The sequence below is a fragment of the Actinospica durhamensis genome (assembly GCF_018139695.1).
GTDB classification, from domain to species: domain Bacteria; phylum Actinomycetota; class Actinomycetes; order Streptomycetales; family Catenulisporaceae; genus Actinospica; species Actinospica durhamensis.
Genome location: NZ_JAGSOG010000186.1, coordinates 1 through 17,713 on the forward strand (window position 1 = coordinate 1; position 17,713 = coordinate 17,713).

Annotated in this window: 16 protein-coding genes; 9 read left to right on the forward strand and 7 right to left on the reverse strand. The window is 71.1% G+C overall.

Annotation, left to right across the window (positions count from 1 at the left end; all coding sequences use genetic code 11):
* The 5 genes from KDL01_RS28115 to KDL01_RS28135 all read left to right on the forward strand — a co-directional run.
* Positions 1–3,224, forward strand: a 3,224-nt coding sequence (locus tag KDL01_RS28115) for a VanW family protein (protein WP_212531644.1), incomplete at its 5' end; no start/stop codon positions are given.
* Positions 3,225–3,341: 117 nt separating this feature from the next.
* Positions 3,342–4,307 (forward strand): ABC transporter ATP-binding protein, encoded by a 966-nt coding sequence (locus KDL01_RS28120; RefSeq protein WP_212531645.1) that lies wholly within the window; start codon positions 3,342–3,344, stop codon positions 4,305–4,307.
* A complete protein-coding gene (locus KDL01_RS28125) occupies positions 4,304–5,032 on the forward strand; it encodes an ABC transporter permease (protein ID WP_212531646.1) in 729 nt (242 codons plus the stop codon). The genes KDL01_RS28120 and KDL01_RS28125 overlap by 4 nt, the downstream gene beginning before the upstream one ends.
* Positions 5,033–5,041: 9 nt before the next feature.
* Positions 5,042–6,310 (forward strand): sensor histidine kinase, encoded by a 1,269-nt coding sequence (locus tag KDL01_RS28130; protein ID WP_212531647.1) that lies wholly within the window; start codon positions 5,042–5,044, stop codon positions 6,308–6,310.
* A gap of 9 nt (positions 6,311–6,319) precedes the next feature.
* Positions 6,320–6,940: a response regulator transcription factor gene (locus KDL01_RS28135; protein ID WP_212531648.1), complete on the forward strand. Its 621-nt coding sequence runs from the start codon at positions 6,320–6,322 to the stop codon at positions 6,938–6,940.
* Between the two features lie 12 nt (positions 6,941–6,952).
* On the opposite strand, the gene KDL01_RS28140 is transcribed toward KDL01_RS28135, so the two are convergent.
* Positions 6,953–7,579, reverse strand: coding sequence for a GrpB family protein (locus tag KDL01_RS28140; RefSeq protein ID WP_212531649.1), 627 nt, complete (start codon positions 7,577–7,579; stop codon positions 6,953–6,955).
* 231 nt (positions 7,580–7,810) lie between these two features.
* Here KDL01_RS28140 and KDL01_RS28145 point away from each other — a divergent pair, with 231 nt between their 5' ends.
* From KDL01_RS28145 to KDL01_RS28155, 3 genes are read left to right on the forward strand one after another with little or no spacing between them, the layout of a single operon-like run.
* Entirely contained in the window at positions 7,811–8,851 is a 1,041-nt protein-coding gene (locus KDL01_RS28145; RefSeq protein ID WP_212531650.1) for an ATP-binding cassette domain-containing protein, read from the forward strand.
* A 5-nt stretch (positions 8,852–8,856) separates the two neighbouring features.
* Positions 8,857–9,192: a hypothetical protein gene (locus tag KDL01_RS28150; RefSeq protein WP_212531651.1), complete on the forward strand. Its 336-nt coding sequence runs from the start codon at positions 8,857–8,859 to the stop codon at positions 9,190–9,192.
* Positions 9,158–10,900 carry a recombinase family protein gene (locus KDL01_RS28155; RefSeq protein WP_212531652.1) on the forward strand — a complete coding sequence of 581 codons (1,743 nt, stop codon included), beginning with the start codon at positions 9,158–9,160 and terminating at the stop codon, positions 10,898–10,900. Before KDL01_RS28150 ends, KDL01_RS28155 begins: the two co-directional genes overlap by 35 nt.
* A gap of 262 nt (positions 10,901–11,162) precedes the next feature.
* On the opposite strand, the gene KDL01_RS28160 is transcribed toward KDL01_RS28155, so the two are convergent.
* The 6 genes from KDL01_RS28160 to KDL01_RS28185 all read right to left on the reverse strand — a co-directional run bounded on the left by KDL01_RS28160 (position 11,163) and on the right by KDL01_RS28185 (position 16,597).
* Positions 11,163–12,545: a replication initiator gene (locus KDL01_RS28160; protein ID WP_307846631.1), complete on the reverse strand. Its 1,383-nt coding sequence runs from the start codon at positions 12,543–12,545 to the stop codon at positions 11,163–11,165.
* 734 nt (positions 12,546–13,279) lie between these two features.
* Positions 13,280–13,474: a hypothetical protein gene (locus KDL01_RS28165; protein ID WP_212531654.1), complete on the reverse strand. Its 195-nt coding sequence runs from the start codon at positions 13,472–13,474 to the stop codon at positions 13,280–13,282.
* Positions 13,471–14,802 carry an FtsK/SpoIIIE domain-containing protein gene (locus tag KDL01_RS28170; RefSeq protein WP_212531655.1) on the reverse strand — a complete coding sequence of 444 codons (1,332 nt, stop codon included), beginning with the start codon at positions 14,800–14,802 and terminating at the stop codon, positions 13,471–13,473. Before KDL01_RS28170 ends, KDL01_RS28165 begins: the two co-directional genes overlap by 4 nt.
* Positions 14,803–15,351, reverse strand: a complete 549-nt coding sequence (locus KDL01_RS28175; RefSeq protein ID WP_212531656.1) for a hypothetical protein — start codon at positions 15,349–15,351, stop codon at positions 14,803–14,805.
* Entirely contained in the window at positions 15,348–15,662 is a 315-nt protein-coding gene (locus KDL01_RS28180; protein ID WP_212531657.1) for a hypothetical protein, read from the reverse strand. The genes KDL01_RS28175 and KDL01_RS28180 overlap by 4 nt, the downstream gene beginning before the upstream one ends.
* 89 nt (positions 15,663–15,751) lie before the next feature.
* Entirely contained in the window at positions 15,752–16,597 is an 846-nt protein-coding gene (locus tag KDL01_RS28185; RefSeq protein ID WP_212531658.1) for a sensor domain-containing protein, read from the reverse strand.
* A gap of 208 nt (positions 16,598–16,805) precedes the next feature.
* Here KDL01_RS28185 and KDL01_RS28190 point away from each other — a divergent pair, with 208 nt between their 5' ends.
* Complete coding sequence (locus tag KDL01_RS28190) at positions 16,806–17,525, forward strand: GntR family transcriptional regulator (RefSeq protein ID WP_212531659.1); 720 nt, start codon at positions 16,806–16,808, stop codon at positions 17,523–17,525.
* Positions 17,526–17,713 lie beyond the last annotated feature (188 nt).

Sequence of the window (17,713 nt, forward strand, 5' to 3'; positions counted from 1 at the left end):
CCGGCTACCCCGGCCCGCCGCCCGCGCAGCCGGGGTACGCGCCGCCGCCCGCTGCGCCCGCGCCCGCCGGACCCGTCGTGCCGCCGCAGGGGTCACCCGCCCCCGGCAGCCCGCTGCGGGTCGTGTCCGAGGCCGAGGCCACCGCCCGGCTGCGGATCATGCTGCCGACCACGATGCCCACCCCGTCCACCGCGCTGCGCCCGCAGGCGGTGTGGGAGGACACGCACGAGGCCGACGTCTCCACCGCCGCGCCGTTCGCGCAGACCACGGCCTCGCCCGCGTCGCCGAGCACGCTTCCGTCCCAGCTGGCCGCGATGACCACGGCGACCATGGTCATCCCGCTGCCGCCCTCGCTGCGCCCAGGCTCCGGCCTGCTCACCACCACCCTGCCGCCGGACCAGGCCGCGCAGGCCAACGCGGCCAGGATCGGCGGAGCCTTCCGCGACACCATCGAGGAGATCTTCGGCGTCGACCTCGACACCGTCGACCCGGCCGAGCTCGGCCTGGCCCCGCGCCGGCCGGTCGCTCCCGCGGCCCCCGCCTCGTCCCAGGCCGCCGCCGGGTACGACGCCGACTACGAGTCCGGCGGCTACGACTCGGGCTACGACAGCGGCTCCGACCTCGGCCGGCACGCCGACGAACTCGCCGCCCAGGCGTTCCCGCCGATCCCGCCCTCGCCGTGGGCCGAGCCCTCGCACGACCTCACACCCACCGTCAGCTTCCCCCGCCCGGTGCCGGCCGAGGTGTTCGGCGGCGCCTACGGCGTGCCCACCCAGCAGGCCCCGCTGCCGGTCGCGGCGAACCGGCTCGCCCCGTTCGGCCGGCCCGCGGACCCGGCCGACCCGGCCAGGCACGCGCTCGCGCTGCGCTACCTCGGCGGGATCTTCCACGACTCCAGCGGCGAATCGTCCTATCTCGACCCGGAGGAGGTCGACCACGGCTGGATCCCCTCGGCCCTCGGCGCGGTCCCGCCCGACGCCCCGACCGAGCAGCTCGCCCGCATCCCGGCCGAGTTCGACCCGGCGCCGACCACTCGAATCGCCGTGCCGCCGCGGCCCAGGCCGCAGCCGCAGCCGGTCGCGTCGGCCGCCGCCGCGCCGCCCGCCCCGGCTCCCGCTCCCGCCGCGCCGCCCGCGCCGACGGACACGGGTTCGGGCCGCGGCCGCTCGGGCGGGCGCTCGGCCCACGGGTCCCGGGCGACCGGGTCCACGCCGGCCGCGCGCACCGCTCACTCCGAGCGGGCCGGTGCCCGGCGCAGGAAGAGCGCCGCGCCCGCCACGTCCCCGGCGTCGACGGACCGGATCGACACGGCGGACAAGGCCGACAAGGCCGCCGCGTCCGCCAAGAGCCGGGCCCGGGCGCTGACCATCGCGGGGCTGTGCGTGGCCGCGTTCGCGCTGCTCTACGGCGTGGCGCTGCTGATGTCCGGCAACGTCGTCGGCGGCGCCATCCCCAAGGGCACCGTGGTCGAGGGCGTCCCGATCGGCGGCCTGAGCCCCACGGCCGCGCGGGCCAAGCTCGAGAGCACGCTCGGCGCCGCCGCGACCCAGCCGCTCGAACTGCTCGTCGGCCAGACCCCGGCCACGATCGACCCGGCCAAGTCAGGCCTCTCCTTCGATGTGGACGCCACCTTGTCCGAGGCGGAGTCCCAGCGCACGAATCCGTTCACGATCATCCCGGCGCTGTTCGGCGTGCACCACGACCTCACCCCGGTCACCGACGTGGACTCGGCCGCGCTCACCAAGGCCCTGAACATCATCGCGGCCTCCTACAACACCCCGCTGGTCGAGGGGAAGATCACCTTCAGCGACGGCCAGCCGGTGGTCACCGCGCCCAAGGAGGGCCGCGGGTTCGACGTACCGACCGCCGTGACCGCGATCAGCAGCGGCTATCTGCAGGTCGGCGGCGCGATCGAACTGCCCGTCAGCTCGCTCGAGCCGCTCGCCAGCCCCGAGGCGCTGCAGGTCGCGCTCGAGCAGTACGCCCGCCCGGCGGTGAGCGCCCCGATCACCCTCGACACCGGCGGCGTCAGCACGGTGCTGACGCAGACTCAGATCGGCAACGTACTGAGTATCAGCCCGAACGCGGACGGCACCATGGTCCCCACCGTGGACGGCGCCAAGCTGCGCGCGGACCTGAACCCGGCCGCGTTCGCCCTGGAGAAGCCCGGGGCCGACGCCGCGTACACGATCGAGAACGGCACCCCCCAGCTCGTCCCGGAGCGCGACGGGACCGGCTTCGCCCCGCAGGCGCTCGCCTCCGCGCTCAGCGGCGTGCTCACCTCCGCCGCCCCGCGCGAGGCCACCCTGCAACCCGGCGCCCTGCCCCCGGCGTTCACCACCGCCGAGGCGCAGGCCCTGGGCGTGACCTCGGTGCTCGGCTCCGCCACGCTGCCCGTGCCGGACGCGGCGGACCGCGCCGTCGACACCCAGCGCGCCACCGACCTGGTCATGGGCTCGGTGGTGGCGCCCGGCGCGACCTGGTCCTTCGACAAGACCGTCGGCGCGCCGACTGCGGCCAACGGCTTCAGCGAGACCGACGCGGCCGAGGCCAAGGCGCAGGGCGTGGACCTGTCCGGCGGCGACGACCTGGTGGCCACCGCCGTGTTCGACGCCGCGTTCCGGTCCGGCCTCGGCGACACCGTGCACCACCCCAACGCCGCCTACTTCAGCAGCTACCCGGTCGGCCTCGACGCCGCCGTGGTCTGGCCCGGCACCGACCTGCAGTGGACCAACACCAGCGGCCACCCGGTCTACCTCTACGCCTCCTACGGTTCCGGCCAGCTCACCGTCGCCGTACTCGGCCAGCCGGCCTACGACCAGGTCAGCGTGACCGTCTCGGGCCGCACCAGCCCGGTCCAAGCGGGCTCGGACCCGCGTTCCGGCTGCCCGGCACAGGCCGGTTCCGAGGGTTTCCAGGTCATCGTGACCCGGGTGCTGCTGCGCGGCGGAGCCCAGGTCGGCACCGAGCAGTACCACGTCACCTACGTCCCGTTCGCCGGCACCGTCTGCGGCTCGACGGGTACCGGGTCCACGGCGAGCCCCGGCTCCACGGCCGGCTCCGGCGGTTCCGACACCTCCGGCAGCGGCTCGAGCAGCAGCGCGCCCAAGAGCGGCGGCACCGGCGGCTCCAGCCAGCAGCCGCCCGCGTCCTCGCCGTCCCCCTCCGCTCCGGCGCCCGCGCCCTCCAGCACCCCCGGCGCTCTCGGCGGCCTGCTGCACTGACGCCCGCATGACAGATGTCATGCCGCCGTCACGACGGTGCGCACTGACACGCCCCGGTGGTTTTCCGCTTTCATGGTGTCGACCAGGACTGTCGAAAATCTACTGGGGAAGAGACAGATGAGCGACGAAAAGCTCGAGGGGGGCACGGGAGCGCCCGCGGTCTCGTTCGAGCAGGTGTCCAAGAACTACGGGGCCGTGCGCGCCGTGCGGGAACTGACCCTGCACATTCCGCGCGGACGGGCGATCGCGTTCCTCGGTCCCAACGGGGCGGGCAAGTCCACCTCGCTGGAGATGCTGCTCGGCCTGCGCAAGGTCGGCAGCGGCCGGATCGAGGTGTTCGGCAAGTCGCCGCGGCAGGCCATGGTGGCCGGCCACGTCGGCGCCATGCTGCAGTCCGGCGGCCTGCCGCAGGATGTGACGGTGCGTGAGGTGCTCGAGCTGATGAGCCGGCTGCACCCGCGTCCGCTGGCGGTCGACGAGGTGCTGCGCCGGGCCAACATCGCCGACCTCGCCGACCGCAAGGCCGACAAGCTCTCCGGCGGCCAGACCCAGCGGGTGCGCTTCGCCATCGCGATCGCCGGCGACAGCGACCTGATCGTGCTGGACGAGCCGACCACCGGCATGGACGTGGAGAACCGGCAGATCTTCTGGACCGCGATGAAGGCCGAGGCCGCGCGGGGCAAGACGATCCTGTTCGCCACCCACTACCTGGAGGAGGCCGACCAGATCGCCGACCAGGTGATCGTGATCAACAAGGGCCGGCTGCTGGCCAACGGCACCTCCGCCGACATCAAGGCGATGGCCGGCTTCCAGCGGGTGTCCTTCCGACTGCCCGGCATCAGTCGCGAGGCGCTGATCGACCTGCCCGCCGCGGTGACCATCGACGTGGTCGGCGACCGCGTGCAGATCCAGACCTCCGACTCGGACAAGACCTTCTACGCCCTGATCGACCAGGGGCTGCGGCCGATGGACCTGGAGATCACCGCGCTGGGCCTGGAGCAGGCCTTCGTGGCCATCACCGAGCGGGACAACGGAGACGACGACGGCAAGGCCGAAGCGCTGACCATGGAGGACGCCCGATGAACGCCGTGCTCGCCCTGTCCCGGTTCGAGGTGGTCAGGGCCACCCGCAACCGGCGCCTGGTGTTCCTCACCGTGCTCTACCCGGCGCTGCTCTTCGCGATGGTCGGCAAGTCGGCCAAGGGGAACGTGGCCGGCACGAACGTCTCGTACGAGACCTACTTCCTGATCTCCTACACCTCCTTCGGCGTCATCGCGGCCGCGCTCAACAACAACGCGATGCGCATCGCCCAGGAGCGCAAGGACGGCTGGGTCAGACAGCTGCGGCTGACCGCCTCGCCGAGCTACGGCTACGTCACCAGCAAGGTGCTGACCTCGCTGGTGATCGTCCTGCCGGCCATCGTGGTCACCTTCGTGCTCGGCTCGGCCATGGGCGTCAAGCTGGAGGCGAGCCAGTGGCTGGCCGCGTTCCTCGCGCTCTGGCTCGGCTCCCTCGCGTTCACCGCGATGGCCGTGGCCATCGGCTACGGGGTGCCGCAGGACTCGGTGCAGATGGTCGTGCTGATCGTGTTCCTGGCCGGCTCCGTCCTCGGCGGCCAGTTCTTCCCGGTCAGCGGGGTACTCCAGGACATCGGCAAGGCGCTGCCGACCTACTGGATGCGGCAGATCGCGCTGGACGTGATCTCCAAGAACCCGGTCGAGGCCAAGGGCGTGGCGATCCTGGCCGCGTGGCTGGTCGGCTGCTCCATCCTCGCGGCGGTCCTCTACAACAAGCGTGCCGAGGACTGACGCTGCGTCATGACCGTGACCGTGTACGACCCGGCCACCCCGCCCCGGCGTGTACGCGCCTGGGCGGGGTGGCTGTTCTCCGGGATCTGGCTGGTCTACCTCGGCTTCCCGCTGAGCAACCTGTTCGACGCGCGGCCCGACGCCGTGCGGATCGTCGCGGTCCTGGCGCCGGTGGCGCTCTTCAGCGTGCTCTACATCCGGCTCGCCCAGATGAACGACGCGGACGCGCACGCCGCGCCGCGCCGGCGGCTCGACCCGGCCAAACTGGTGCTGCTCGGCGGGATGGCGGCGATCGCGCTGGTCCTGCCGATCGTGGCCGACCCGGCCTGGGTGGTGCTGTGGATCTACGTCTCGTCCTCGTGCGGGTACGCCCTGCCGCTCGGCCTCGACCGCAGGCCCAGCCCGGGCCTGCGCCTCGGCCTGCTCGCCGCCGCCGTCATGACGGTGCAGGCCACGCTGCTCGACGTGCCCGCGGGCGACTGGCTGGCGGCGCTAGTCCCCGCCCTGTTCTCCTGCGTGGGCACGCTGGGCGTGCGGCGGATGCAGCTGCTGATCCAGCAGCTGCGCGAGGCCCGGGCGGAGGTGGCCCGGCTGGCCGCGAGCGAGGAACGCCTGCGGCTGGCCCGGGATCTGCACGACCTGGCCGGCCACTCGCTGGCCACGATCACGCTCAAGGCAGAGCTCGCCAGGAAGCTGATGACGGTCGACCCGGACCGGGCGCTGCAGCAGATCCTCGACCTCGAACACGTCTCGCGGCAGGCGCTGACCGACATACGTGAGGCCGTGTCAGGTTATCGCCGGGCCACCCTCGCGGTGGAGATCGCCTCCGCCCGCACCGCGCTGACCGCGGCCGGGATCACCCTCGACGCCGACCCCTCGGTGGCCCTGCGCTCCGGCGAGCTGGCCCCCGAGGTCGAGCAGGCGCTGGCCTGGTGCCTGCGCGAGGCCGTCACCAACGTCGTGCGCCACTCCGCCGCCCGCAGCTGCCGGATCCGCCTGATCGAGGCCCGGGTGGACGGAGCGGCCACCCTCACCCTGGAAGTGCTCGACGACGGGACGGGCGCGGCGCAGGCGGAGACCGAGGCCCCGGCGGTCCCCGTCGTGTACTGCAACGGCCTGAGCGGGCTGCGCGAACGCCTGCACGCCGTCTCGGCCGAGGCCAGGCTCACCGCCGCCCCGGCCGCCACCGGCTTCCGCCTCACCGCGACCGTCCCGAGCGGCGTCACGCCGTCGAAGGGCCGTCCCGACGCTTCGACGGACAACCGCGTGCCACAGTAGAGTCGCGACGTGATTCGACTGCTGCTCGCCGAGGACCAGGCGATGATCCGGGAGGCGCTGGCCACGCTTCTCGGCCTCGAGCCCGACCTCGAGGTGGTCGCCGAAGCGGGCCGCGGGGACGAGGTGCTCCCCGCGCTCGAGGCCGCGCAGCAGGCCGGCACCCCGGTCGACGTGGCGCTGCTGGACATCGAGATGCCCGGCCTCGACGGCATCTGCGCCGCCGAGCAGGCCCACGCCCGCTACCCGGGCCTGCGCATCGTCATCCTCACCACCTTCGGCCGCCCCGGGTTCCTGCGCCGCGCCATGGAGGCCGGCGCCAGCGCGTTCCTGGTCAAGGACGCCCCCGCGGCCGAACTCGCCGACGCCATCCGCCGCGTCATGGCCGACGAGCGCGTCATCGACCCCGACCTGGCCGCGGCCGCCCTGGCCGACGGCAACAACCCCCTCACCTCCCGCGAACGCGACGTCCTCGCCGCCTCCGCCGGCGGCGCCACCAACGCCGAGATCGCCGCACGCCTGTTCCTGTCCGAGGGCACCGTGCGCAACTACCTCTCCGCGTGCATCCAGAAGACCGGCACCCGCAACCGCGCCGAGGCCCTCACCCTGGCCCGCGCCAAGGGCTGGCTGTAGGCCGGCTGCCGGCTAGTGCGCTTGCGGCCAGGCCGGGTGAGACGTCGGAGGCACGCTGAATATGCGGGTATAGATGTCGTCGATCACGGTGTTCTTGGCGAGGCTGTAGGCTTCGGGGTCCTCGGCCGTCGACCCGGCGAGCTCGCGTTTGGTCGAGGCGTAGAGTTCCCGGTCGTCCGGATGCGACCTGAGCCAGTCTCGGAAGAGCAGGTGCCGCAACGGCTCGGGCGCGCCGGCCGGGAAGACGTGCAGGTTGACTCGGCCGTCGGCGTCGTTGAGCATGCGGTGTCCGTTCCACCACGGCTCGCGGAGAACCAGGTGATAGCCGCGCGGCACGAGCAGGGGGACGTAGCCGTCCTCGTCGTCGCTGTCGGCCACCTGGAGGTCGATGTCGATGATCGGCTTGGCCGCCAGCCCCGGCACGGAGGTCGAGCCGACGTGTTCGATCCGGATGACGGCCTCACCGAGGGCTTCGGTGATACGCGCGGCCTCGGCCGCGTACCACGAGGGCCAGCCGGGATCCGGTTCGACGATCTTCACCGGCCGCGCGAGGCCCTTGGGCGGCCCGACCCAGCCGACGCCGGGGTTTTCGACGTCGCCGACGTCTCGCTTGGTGATCTCTGGCGGGTAGTCCCACATCTGGCAACCTCCTGACGGGCGGGCAAAGTTAATCAGGATACGTGGTCTCTCGTCGCGACGTCAATCGCAATATCTTTATAGATGATGGCGACGAGGTCGAACGGCCGGCGCGGCGACGGGTCCGGTGGAGCGCCGGCGCCGCGGGGCGGCGGGAGCACGGCAGGCGGCGAACGGAGCAAAAGGGTGCAGCATGGCGCGCTGATGTGGCGGGGGTCTGCCTAGGATCGGGGCATGGCGGCGGCGATCGTGGCGGAAGGGCTGGTCAAGACGTACGGCTCCGGCGAGCGGGCGGTGCGGGCGCTCGACGGGGTGGATCTCGAGGTGCCGGAGGGGACGGTGCTGGGGCTGCTCGGGCCGAACGGGGCGGGCAAGACGACGGCGGTGCGCGTGCTGACCACGCTGCTGACGCCGGACTCGGGGCAGGCGAGCGTGCTGGGGATCGACGTGCGGCGCGAGCCGCAGCGGGTGCGGGAGCGGATCGGGCTGTCCGGGCAGTACGCGGCGGTGGACGAGAACCTCACCGGGCGCGAGAACCTGGTGATGGTCGGGCGGCTCTACCACCTCGGCAAGGCCACCGCGTCGGCGCGCGCCCAGGACCTGCTCGACCAGTTCGACCTGTCCGACGCGGCGGACCGGACGGCCAAGACGTACTCCGGCGGCATGCGCCGGCGGCTGGACCTCGCCGCGGCGCTGGTGGTGCGGCCGCCGGTGATGTTCCTGGACGAGCCGACCACGGGGCTCGACCCGCGCACCCGCATCGCCATGTGGGACGTGATCGCCAACCTCGTCGAGAGCGGCGCGACGCTGCTGCTGACCACGCAGTACCTCGAGGAGGCGGACCGGCTGGCCGACTCCATCGCCGTCGTCGACCACGGCCGGGTCATCGCCCGCGGCACGGCGGACGAGCTCAAGACCCAGGTAGGCGGGGAGCGGCTGCAGCTCGTCGTGCACGAGCGGGACCGGCTGGGCGACGCGGCCGGCATCCTCACCGCGCTCGCGCTGGCCCCGCCCTCGGTCGACGAGCGCTCGCGCGAGCTCATCGCGCCGGTCAGCGGGGGAGCGAAGCTGCTGGTGGAGGCGGTGCGCCTGCTCGACGACGCCGGGATCACGGTGGACGACCTGGCGCTGCGGCGCCCGACCCTGGACGACGTGTTCCTCACGCTCACCGGCAAGTCGGCCGAGGAGGCGCAGGCGGCGCAGGCTGCGCAGGCGGCGCGGGAGGGGACGGGAGCGGGGGACGGAGCCGGGACGACGGGAGGCGGACGCGGGTGACGGACATGGCCGCGGGCACGACGGGGGCCGCAGGCGGGCACGGGGGAGCCCCGGCGCCGCGCACGATGCCGGGGCTCGCCGGGACCTTCCACGACGGCTGGGTGGTCACCCTGCGCAATCTGCGCCGGATGACGCGCATCCCGGAGATGGTCGTGTTCGCGACCATCCAGCCGATCATGTTCGTGCTGCTGTTCGCGTTCGTCTTCGGCGGGGCGATCCCGGTCTCCGGCGGCGGCGGCGTGCAGGCGTACCGGGAGTACCTGCTGCCGAGGAACCTCCGTAATTCACTGTACGGAAGGCGCGGGCATGAGGAAGATGGTTGCTATGGGGGAAAGCGCTGATTGGCCAGTTCACGAGTACGACGGGTGCGGTAGGGACATCGTTGGGGGGATCCGGCTGTCACGCAAGACGGACCGGTCGTCATCGCCGGAGAAGCAGCGCGACCAGATCCTGTCGGTAGCCCAGGACAACCACGCGCACATCATCGGCTGGGCGAAGGACCTCGAAGTCTCAGGCGCGACGGACCCGCACACCCGTCCGGAGTTGGGCCCGTGGCTCATGGGGAAGATGGGCCCCTACGACGGCATGGCCAGCGCAGCAGTGGACCGCGTAGGGCGCGACGTTTACGAAGGCCTCAACCTGGGGCGCGAGATGCAGCGGGACCGCCGTCTCCTGTTCACCTACGGCCACGATGGACCGTGGAACCTGGCTGATCCGAACGACGAGAACCAGTTTCTCTTTCAGCTGTTCGGGGCCCAGATGGAGCTACGGGCGATCCAACGGCGGAACCGCGAATCGACCGAGAAGGCGCGCAACGACGGCCGCGTTAAGCACAAGAACAGCTACGGCTACCGCTACGAACGGACCCAGCACAATGGCCGCGTTGAAGCTGTAGTGCTTGACGAGGAGGCCGCCGCGATCATCCGGGAGGTTGCGAATCGAATCCTGAATGACGACACGGGCACGATCACCGTTTACACCGAAGCCGTACGCCTCACCCGCGCTCAGGTGCCGAGCCCGTCCGACCGTCGCGCCATCCTCTACGGACGGGAGCCGAAGGGGACGCCGTGGACCGCACTCGGTATCAAGGGAATTCTGATGAGCCCGGCCGCCCTGGGCCACCTTGTCCACAAGGGACAATCAGTGCTTGGGCCGGACGGGGAACCGCGTCAGATTTCTGATGAAGCCCTGTGGGACTTCGAGACGCATACGGCGCTTAAGGAACGGCTTGCGCCTAGGAAGGCATCAACCAGGGCGCCGCACAGTGACCGACTCATGTCCGGCCGAGGCACGTGCGGAGGCTGCCGCGCGCCGCTGTACGTTACGGGCCGCCCTGGATGGTACGAGTTCCGATGCACGGCCCGCGTCAGGGGCATCCCTGGGTCCGAGAACTGTACGCCCGCACCTGGCATGCTCATTCACAAGCTGGACAAAGCGGTAAACGACTACTTCACGGGTGAGTTTGGCAGGACCCCGCTCACCGAACGGCGGTTTGTGCCCGGTACCGCGCACGCAGCACGAATCACTGAGATTGAGGCGCGCCGGAAGCGCCTGCGCCAAGACCGTGACGGAGGACTATACAACAGCCCCGACGACGAAGACTGGTATCGCACTGTCTACGGCAAGCTGGGGCAGGAACTCGAAGAGCTCAAGGCCCTACCTCAGCGTGAAGGCCGCATGGAGTGGGTTCTCACAGGGCGCACGATTGCTGATGACTGGCAGGTCGCCGACACCATCGGCAAGCGAGAGATCTTGGCAAACTACGACGTCAGGGTGGTGATGTATCCGCACGGCCACACCCCCCGACTGTGGATTCACCACCTCACGCCCACGGTCGAGGCCGACGCGCTAAACGAGCAGGCCGACGCGGAGGACTACGAGCGCGAGGCAAACGACCAGGCCCAGGAGGCCCAGGAGGCCCGTACCGCTTGGTTGCACGCCGTCTTTCCCGGTCGGGATGAAGCCGAGATGTTCCACCCCTGTTCCATCGAGGACCTGCGCTCACTCGGCATCGATCCAGCATCCGAGCACGAACTAACGCGCGTATAGCCGCCGAAGCCGAGGCCGGGCCAGAGAGAAACAAGCTCTCTGGCCCGGCCATGATCATTTGCGCGCAGTAAGGTCCCTCCGGGGCTCAACGACGCGCAGGTGGCTCCCAGCCGCCGGGCGAACGCTCAGCGGCAAGGCTGACGATGATCTTGGTCCCGGATAAGGCCGCTGCGCGACTCAACATCTATGCCGCCTGATTCCCAGGCCGGCCGCTTTGGCCGCGCGACCAGATCCGCGCCGCTGGTCACCGCCCCTTTCCAGCTCACGCGGCATCACCGGCTTCGGGCAAATCCAGCCACTCAGGACGCGGACCCTTGCGCATCCGGGTACCTTCGGCGAGCCCGTCCGCGATCTCCCGCAGGTCAGGACTCAGCCCCTGGGCCACGAAACGCCAGTGGCTTTCGCGGGCCAGGCCCTCGCCCTCGATCGGTTCGATGCCGTTGGCACGGGCCCGGTGTTCCGACCGCGCACGGCGCAGCTCTCCGTAGGTGGTGGAGTACATCCGGGATTTCGTCACGACGTTGCCCCGGAACCCGAGCTGATGGGCCCACTGTCGCAGCCGCAGCGGCGCGTAGGTCTCCAGGCCGCCGAGCAGCCACGCCGTGTGCATCAACGCACGGGCATGCGGCACCAGCGCGCCGCGCGCCGCGTGCTCGATCCCTGCTTCCGACAGCAGCCGCCGAGGCAGGATCAGGCCGCGCCCGTCGTCCTTCGTGATGTACTTCGCCAGGTACGACGCCGCTGCCGCATCCGTCATGCCGTCCGCGCCTACCGCCCCGATCTCCTGCGCATCGAGCTGGACCCCCAGCCCGATCCGGGCCGGGCCCTCCAGCCGTACGACCGGCATCGACACGCGCGGCCCGGCCGCCTTGGCAGCCTCCACCAGCAGTGCGCTGGTCACCCACGCCGGGGCCGGGTCGCCCGGACCTTCCGGGCCGTCGATCCGCACCACCGCGTGGAAGTGCGCGACCCCGCGCCGCTGGAACTCGGCCACCTTCGCGTACGACACGCGTAGCGCCTCGCGCACCGCGTGATCCGTGACCGGCAGCCCGCCGAGCCGGACCAGCTCACGGCCCAACTCCTTGACGTAGCGCCACCACAGTCCGCCCGCACTCGAGTTCCACACCACCAGCCCGGCCCAGTCGTAGCACTCACCGCACAGGGGTGAACCGACCACCGGGTCACCGGCCACATGCCGCGCCCCGCAGTACAGCGCACGACCGTGCGGGCACACCGGCTTATCGCGCCGCGCCCGGCACACCCCGCCGTCCCGAGCCCGGTGCACCAGCCCGAACGAGGGAGCCGTAACCGTGACGAACGCACGCGGATGCGCCGCCACCTCAGCCGGAACCCCCTTCCCGCCGCTCAGACCCGACCTGACGATCTGGAAGCTGTCGCCGTTGTGCAGCAGCGAGCACGGCAGGCACACCGATTCCCGCCGGTTGCGACACGGGAGCATCAACACCCCAAACGGCAGATCAGCCGACGTGAACCGGTGCACCACCGCGCCCGAGGCGTCGCGCGTCAAGGTGTGGCCCATCAGCATCACCGGGGCCGCGCACCCGCCGAGACCGTCCAGAGCGTGAACCCACCGCCGAAACTCCGGCCCGAACCGCCGGACATCGAACCCACTCACGCCGACCACCCCCGGACCCGGTCGCCCAGCTCAACACCCCGTGTGGCCGGGGCGGGCCCGCTGGACCGGCCAAGCAGCGGCGCACCGTACTCACTTTCCGACCAGGCCGGGGCGCCGCGGCTTCGCCGGCACGCGGCCCGCGCTCCAACCCTGCGAACACCGAGGCCCGGACCAACACCCCGCGTAGTGGGGGCGGGCCAACTGGGCAGGCCGAACAGCGGCGCGCTGTGCCCGCTTCCCGCTCGGGCCGGGGCGCCGCGGTTCGGCCGGCTCGCGGCCCTTCGCTCAACCCCCCGGACCAGCCCCCCACACCCGACCTGCGTATCCGTCATGGTGTCCATGCATTTCGCCGTTTCCTTCCCGGTAGAGCGGGCCGGGAGCCCGACGCATCAGCGCCAGACCCCCGGCCCGCGATCGTGATTACCTCTTTCTGCGCCGCCAGGCGCACGCCCGGCATCGCCGCCGGTGGCCCCGGTGCCACACCTGGCCCCGGCCCCGGCACACCGAGCACTCAGCTTTCTGACGCCCGTCGTTCTTCCGGCTCATCGCGTCCCCCTCCACCACGCCCGCTCGTCATCCACCGCACCGCCCGTCCCGTGACAGGCCCGGCAATCGCGCCAGCGCCGCGTGACCAGGTTGCGCGTCCTACCGAGACCGCCGCACCGCCCGCACAGGCGCGGCCGGTTCGCCTCCGCAGCCCACAGCCGGGCCGCAGCCATCCATCCGGGGTCATAGACCATCGCTCACCACCCCCCGACCAGCGTGGCCAGGTTGTTGACCAGCGCAGTGACGAAATGGCTGAACGTGGAGCTGGCCAGGTAGAACCCGAACAGCGCGAACACGATCGCATCGAGCCAGGACACCCGGCGCGAACGCAGGATCAGCCAGGACAGCAGGAAGAACACCAGCAGCGCGGGAAGGCCCAGAATGTTGTTCACGAGACCTCACCCACCTGCGGCCGGGTCATCCCCGCCAGCACCGGGGTAAGCGAGGCGTGCAGCCTCGCCGCCGCCGCAGCCTCCGCCGGGTCGGTCAGCGTCGCACGCGCCCGCGTCCAGGACCCGAGCCCGTCCGCCGTCACCGCCGTACCCTGCTCCGTCGCCGTGATCCGCTGAGCCTGCGCCACCGCTTCCGGCCACACGTCACCCAGCACCATCTGAGCCGACTCAGGGTCGTTGACGTGCATGCAGATCCGGCCACTGAGCCCCGCCCGCAGCGCAGTCGCCAGCGGACCCAACTCGGACCCGAAACGCTGCCCGCCCGCAATCACGTGGACATCGAGCGCCGCACCCAGCTGGGCCAGGCGCAACAGCGTTGTCACGACCTTGTCCCGCAGCGCGATCTCATCCCTGTCTTTGGGATTGGTCAGCAGGAACAACTCTGCGATCTCGTCAATCAGGATGATGATCGGGACCACCGGATACGGCAGTTCCCACGTCGCGCGGACCCCGGCCACCCGGCAGGTGTTCATCCGATCCATGACCTCATCCAGCAGCGCCGCGAAGATCTCGGCCGCCTCTTCCCGCGTGGTCGCCAGACCCGACAGGCGCGGCGCGTAGACGCTCAACTCAAGCCCGCCCTTGAGATCCACGCCAACCAGCGCCACCGCATGCGGCGCCAACCTGGTCACCATCGCGTGAATCAGCGTGCTCTTACCGGAGCGGGTAGCGCCGATGATCAGCCAGTGCGGAACCAGCCGCAGATTCATGATCCACGACTTGCCCGCCTCCGTGATCCCGACCAGCAGCGCCAACACCGGCCGATCGCCCGGACCGTCCGCAGGCACGGGGCCCGCTTGCGGATCACGCGTGATCACACCCGCGAGCGGGTCCGTCATCATCGCGGTGACCACCACGATTCCGCGCGAAGGCGAGGTCACCCGCACCTGCTCCACCCGCCACGCGTGCATGATCGCCTCAGCCGCCTGCGCGTACTGCTCGGGCGTCTGACCCGGCAGCATCCGGACCCTGACACTCAGCCCGTCCCGGCGCGGCCGGGAGATCCAGATGCGCGGGACCATCGGGCGTAGATCCTGGCCACGGACGACCAGATCACCCACGAGCGCCCGCCCGCCGCTGCGCGACAGGCTCAAACCGCGTTCCACCGCCAGGGGCCGCCAGGTCCAATTGATCCGGGCCCAGGTCACGGGGTACCCCACCAGGTACCAGTGCCCCACGGGGGAGCGGCCCTTAAGGACCACTCCCGCCGCGAGCCACACCGTGACCAGCACCAGGAACCAGAATCCCGGGTTGGTCAGCGTGTGCATCTACGCACCGCCCCCCGGCTCGGTCAGCGCCACGTACAGCGCCGACGCGGCATCGCGCACGGTCGCCGCCCCAGTCAGGGCATTGAGCGTGGCCGCCGCCATCGCGGTTTCCGACTCCGACCCCGCGACCGCCGCCACCGCAGCACCCGACTGGTCGGACGCTTCCACCAGGTCACGCAGGATCCCGGCGGCTTCCCCGTCGAGTTCCAGCACCACCCTGCGCCCGGACCCGACGGCTTGGACGGCCTGCGCTTCGCTCCGGCCGGCGACGCCGCCGAGCCCTAGCAGCCCGCTGACGTACGCGAGCAGCTTCGGATCCGGCAGGCCCGCCGCCATCTGCGCCTCGCCCGAGACCCGCAGCGCCGCCGCCCACGCCTCCATCGCCTGAACGCGCACACCATCGGCGACCGAGGCCAGGGCGAGCAGCACCGAGCCGAGCCCGTAGAGAGGGATCTCGGTTTCCAGCATCACCAGCATGGTTGCCAGGCCCTCAGTGGTGCGCGAGAGCCGATCGAGCGCTTCCACCAGCTCTACCGAATCGCCGCTCACGAGCCACCACCCGCCTTACCGGCCGCACGGCCCGACGCCGTGTCACCGGCCGGGGCCGAGACCTGGGCGGGGGGAGTGGTCGGGGTGGCCGGAGTGATCGCATCGGCCCGATAGGACACGCCCGACCGACCCTCCAAGTCCCACGGCGAGCCCGTCAGACCGTGCAGGAGCACCGGAGCGCCCTCCACTAGCCCGGAAGGTTCACCCGGGACCCGCACGTCGATGACAAACGCGCGCCGGTCGCCCGGCAGCTTGGCCAGGATGCCCACGAGGTATTCCGGCTGACCCGTGGTCCGGTCGATCTTCGCCACGCCGGTATCCCGGTCCGCGCGCGGCTCCGGAGCCGAGACACACAGCAGGCCCCGCAGCCGCCCCGTGTCGATCGGGATGATGGGAAGGCTCACCGGGAACCACCCCCGACCGCGCTCACAAGGCCGGTCGCATCCGGAGAGACGCCCGTGTCAGGGGCCGCAGACGCGCCCCCCGCGCCGGACGAGCCCGAGGCCTCGCCCTGCGCGAACGCGGCGAGCATGGCGTCAGCGACCTTCGACAGGTCCACCGCCGTGGGCAGAACCCCGTTGCCGCCGGAGCGCTCTTCGAGCACCACCACGTTGCCGTCAGCGGCGAGCAGCAGGTCACCCATCACCGTTTTGCCGTTCACGGCGACCTTCTCCCGCAGGTCCGCCGCCGTATCGGCCGCGCTCACCCCCGCCGCCTCAGCGTGGTCGCCCAGCGACATGGTGACGTTCAGGGTGCTGCCGTTCGCGCTCATCGAGAACGACGCGCACGAGGCGAACTTGGCCGCCAACTCCTTCACGTAGGCCGAGGCCTGGTCCGCCGAGGCGAACACATACGCGCCATACGCGTACACCTGGGTCTGAGCCTCGTTCGCGCCCTCATCGTAGATGTAGGCCACTTCCCCGTACCCCGGCCCACCGGCCGAGGAGAGCAGATCACCGCACGACTCGGTAGACAGCGAGTACTTGGTCACCGCCGCCGTCTGGTTCGCCGTCGAGTACTGCGTGTCAGGGACCTGGTAGATATCCGACGGGTAGAGGTTGCTCGGGACCCAGTTCCACAGGTCCGTACCCGAAACGACCGCCGACAGGCGCGCCCCCTGCCCGGCCTGGACGACCACCGCCGACGACGACGCGGCGCCCCCCGAAATCGGCGAGACCCGGCTACCGCCGCCGCACGCCGAGAGCACGACCACCAGCGCGGCCGTACCGGCGGACAGAGCCGCCATGGTTGACGTTGACTTGATACGCACGCATTTTCACAGTCTCCTGTGCTCGGGCGAGCCCCTACCGGGCCGCCCTGGTCACTACAAGGTAGGCTAACCTTGTAACGTCGCGCAACTACTTTTTGCATAACGCCAGTTCCGGGACCGACAAGCCTCCGCTACCCTAAGCGCAACGGCCGACGCAACCGGCCCACAGCCCGGAAGAGGTGACATGGCCGACAGCGGAGCCCGCCAGGCCAAAGCCAGCAGGGCCGTAGATGAACTGACACAGGCCCTGACCGCAACATTCCAGCCCGGTGACCTGCTCCCGAGCATTCAGGGCATCATCGAGCAGTTCGGCGCGAATCAGAACACGGTGCGCACCGCGCTCCAGCGCATGCGCGACGCCGGACTGATCGTGACAGAGAACGGCGTCGGCTCCCGGATGTGCGCCACCGCGCCCGCCCATATCCTCACCCGCTCCGCCGCCGACCCGTTCGCACACCTGCGCCCCACCGGCCCCGCCCAACCGGGCCGAGGAGAGGCCAGTGAAGTTCTCGCAAAGCTGTTCGACGTGCGCAAGGACGCGCGCCTGTACACCCTCAGGCAGGCCGCCGAGCACCGCAGTACCCTGCGACCAGCCCAGACGGTTCGGATCATCCCGGGCGCATCCCTCTACGACCTCGACCCGGCGCCCGACCCGTATGGCGACCGCGCGAAGATCATCGATAGGTTCGTGAAGCAGTACGGAACGCTGGAGACCTACCAGCGCACCCGCACCATCACCGCACCCACCCCCGACATCCGCACCGAACTGGGAATCAAGCCCGGTACCACCGTGGACGCGGTAGCCATCGGCACCCGCACCGCCCGATCCGGACGCCTGCTGATGACAGAGACCGAATACACCGTTGCAGACCCGACAGTTGAGTGGGAATCGCGCCTGTACTAGCGGCGAATGCCGAACCTATCCCCACCTCATCAAGGGCGACCGGCCGCGCCGTCGCCTGCACTCCAGCGGCCCGGCGCCTTCGGCGCCGGGCCGCCTACGTTCCGGCGACCCGCAGCCGGTCGCCACACCCCGCCACCGCATGACGCACACCCTGTGGACAACCAGCCAACAGAGCCCGGGGTGTGTGG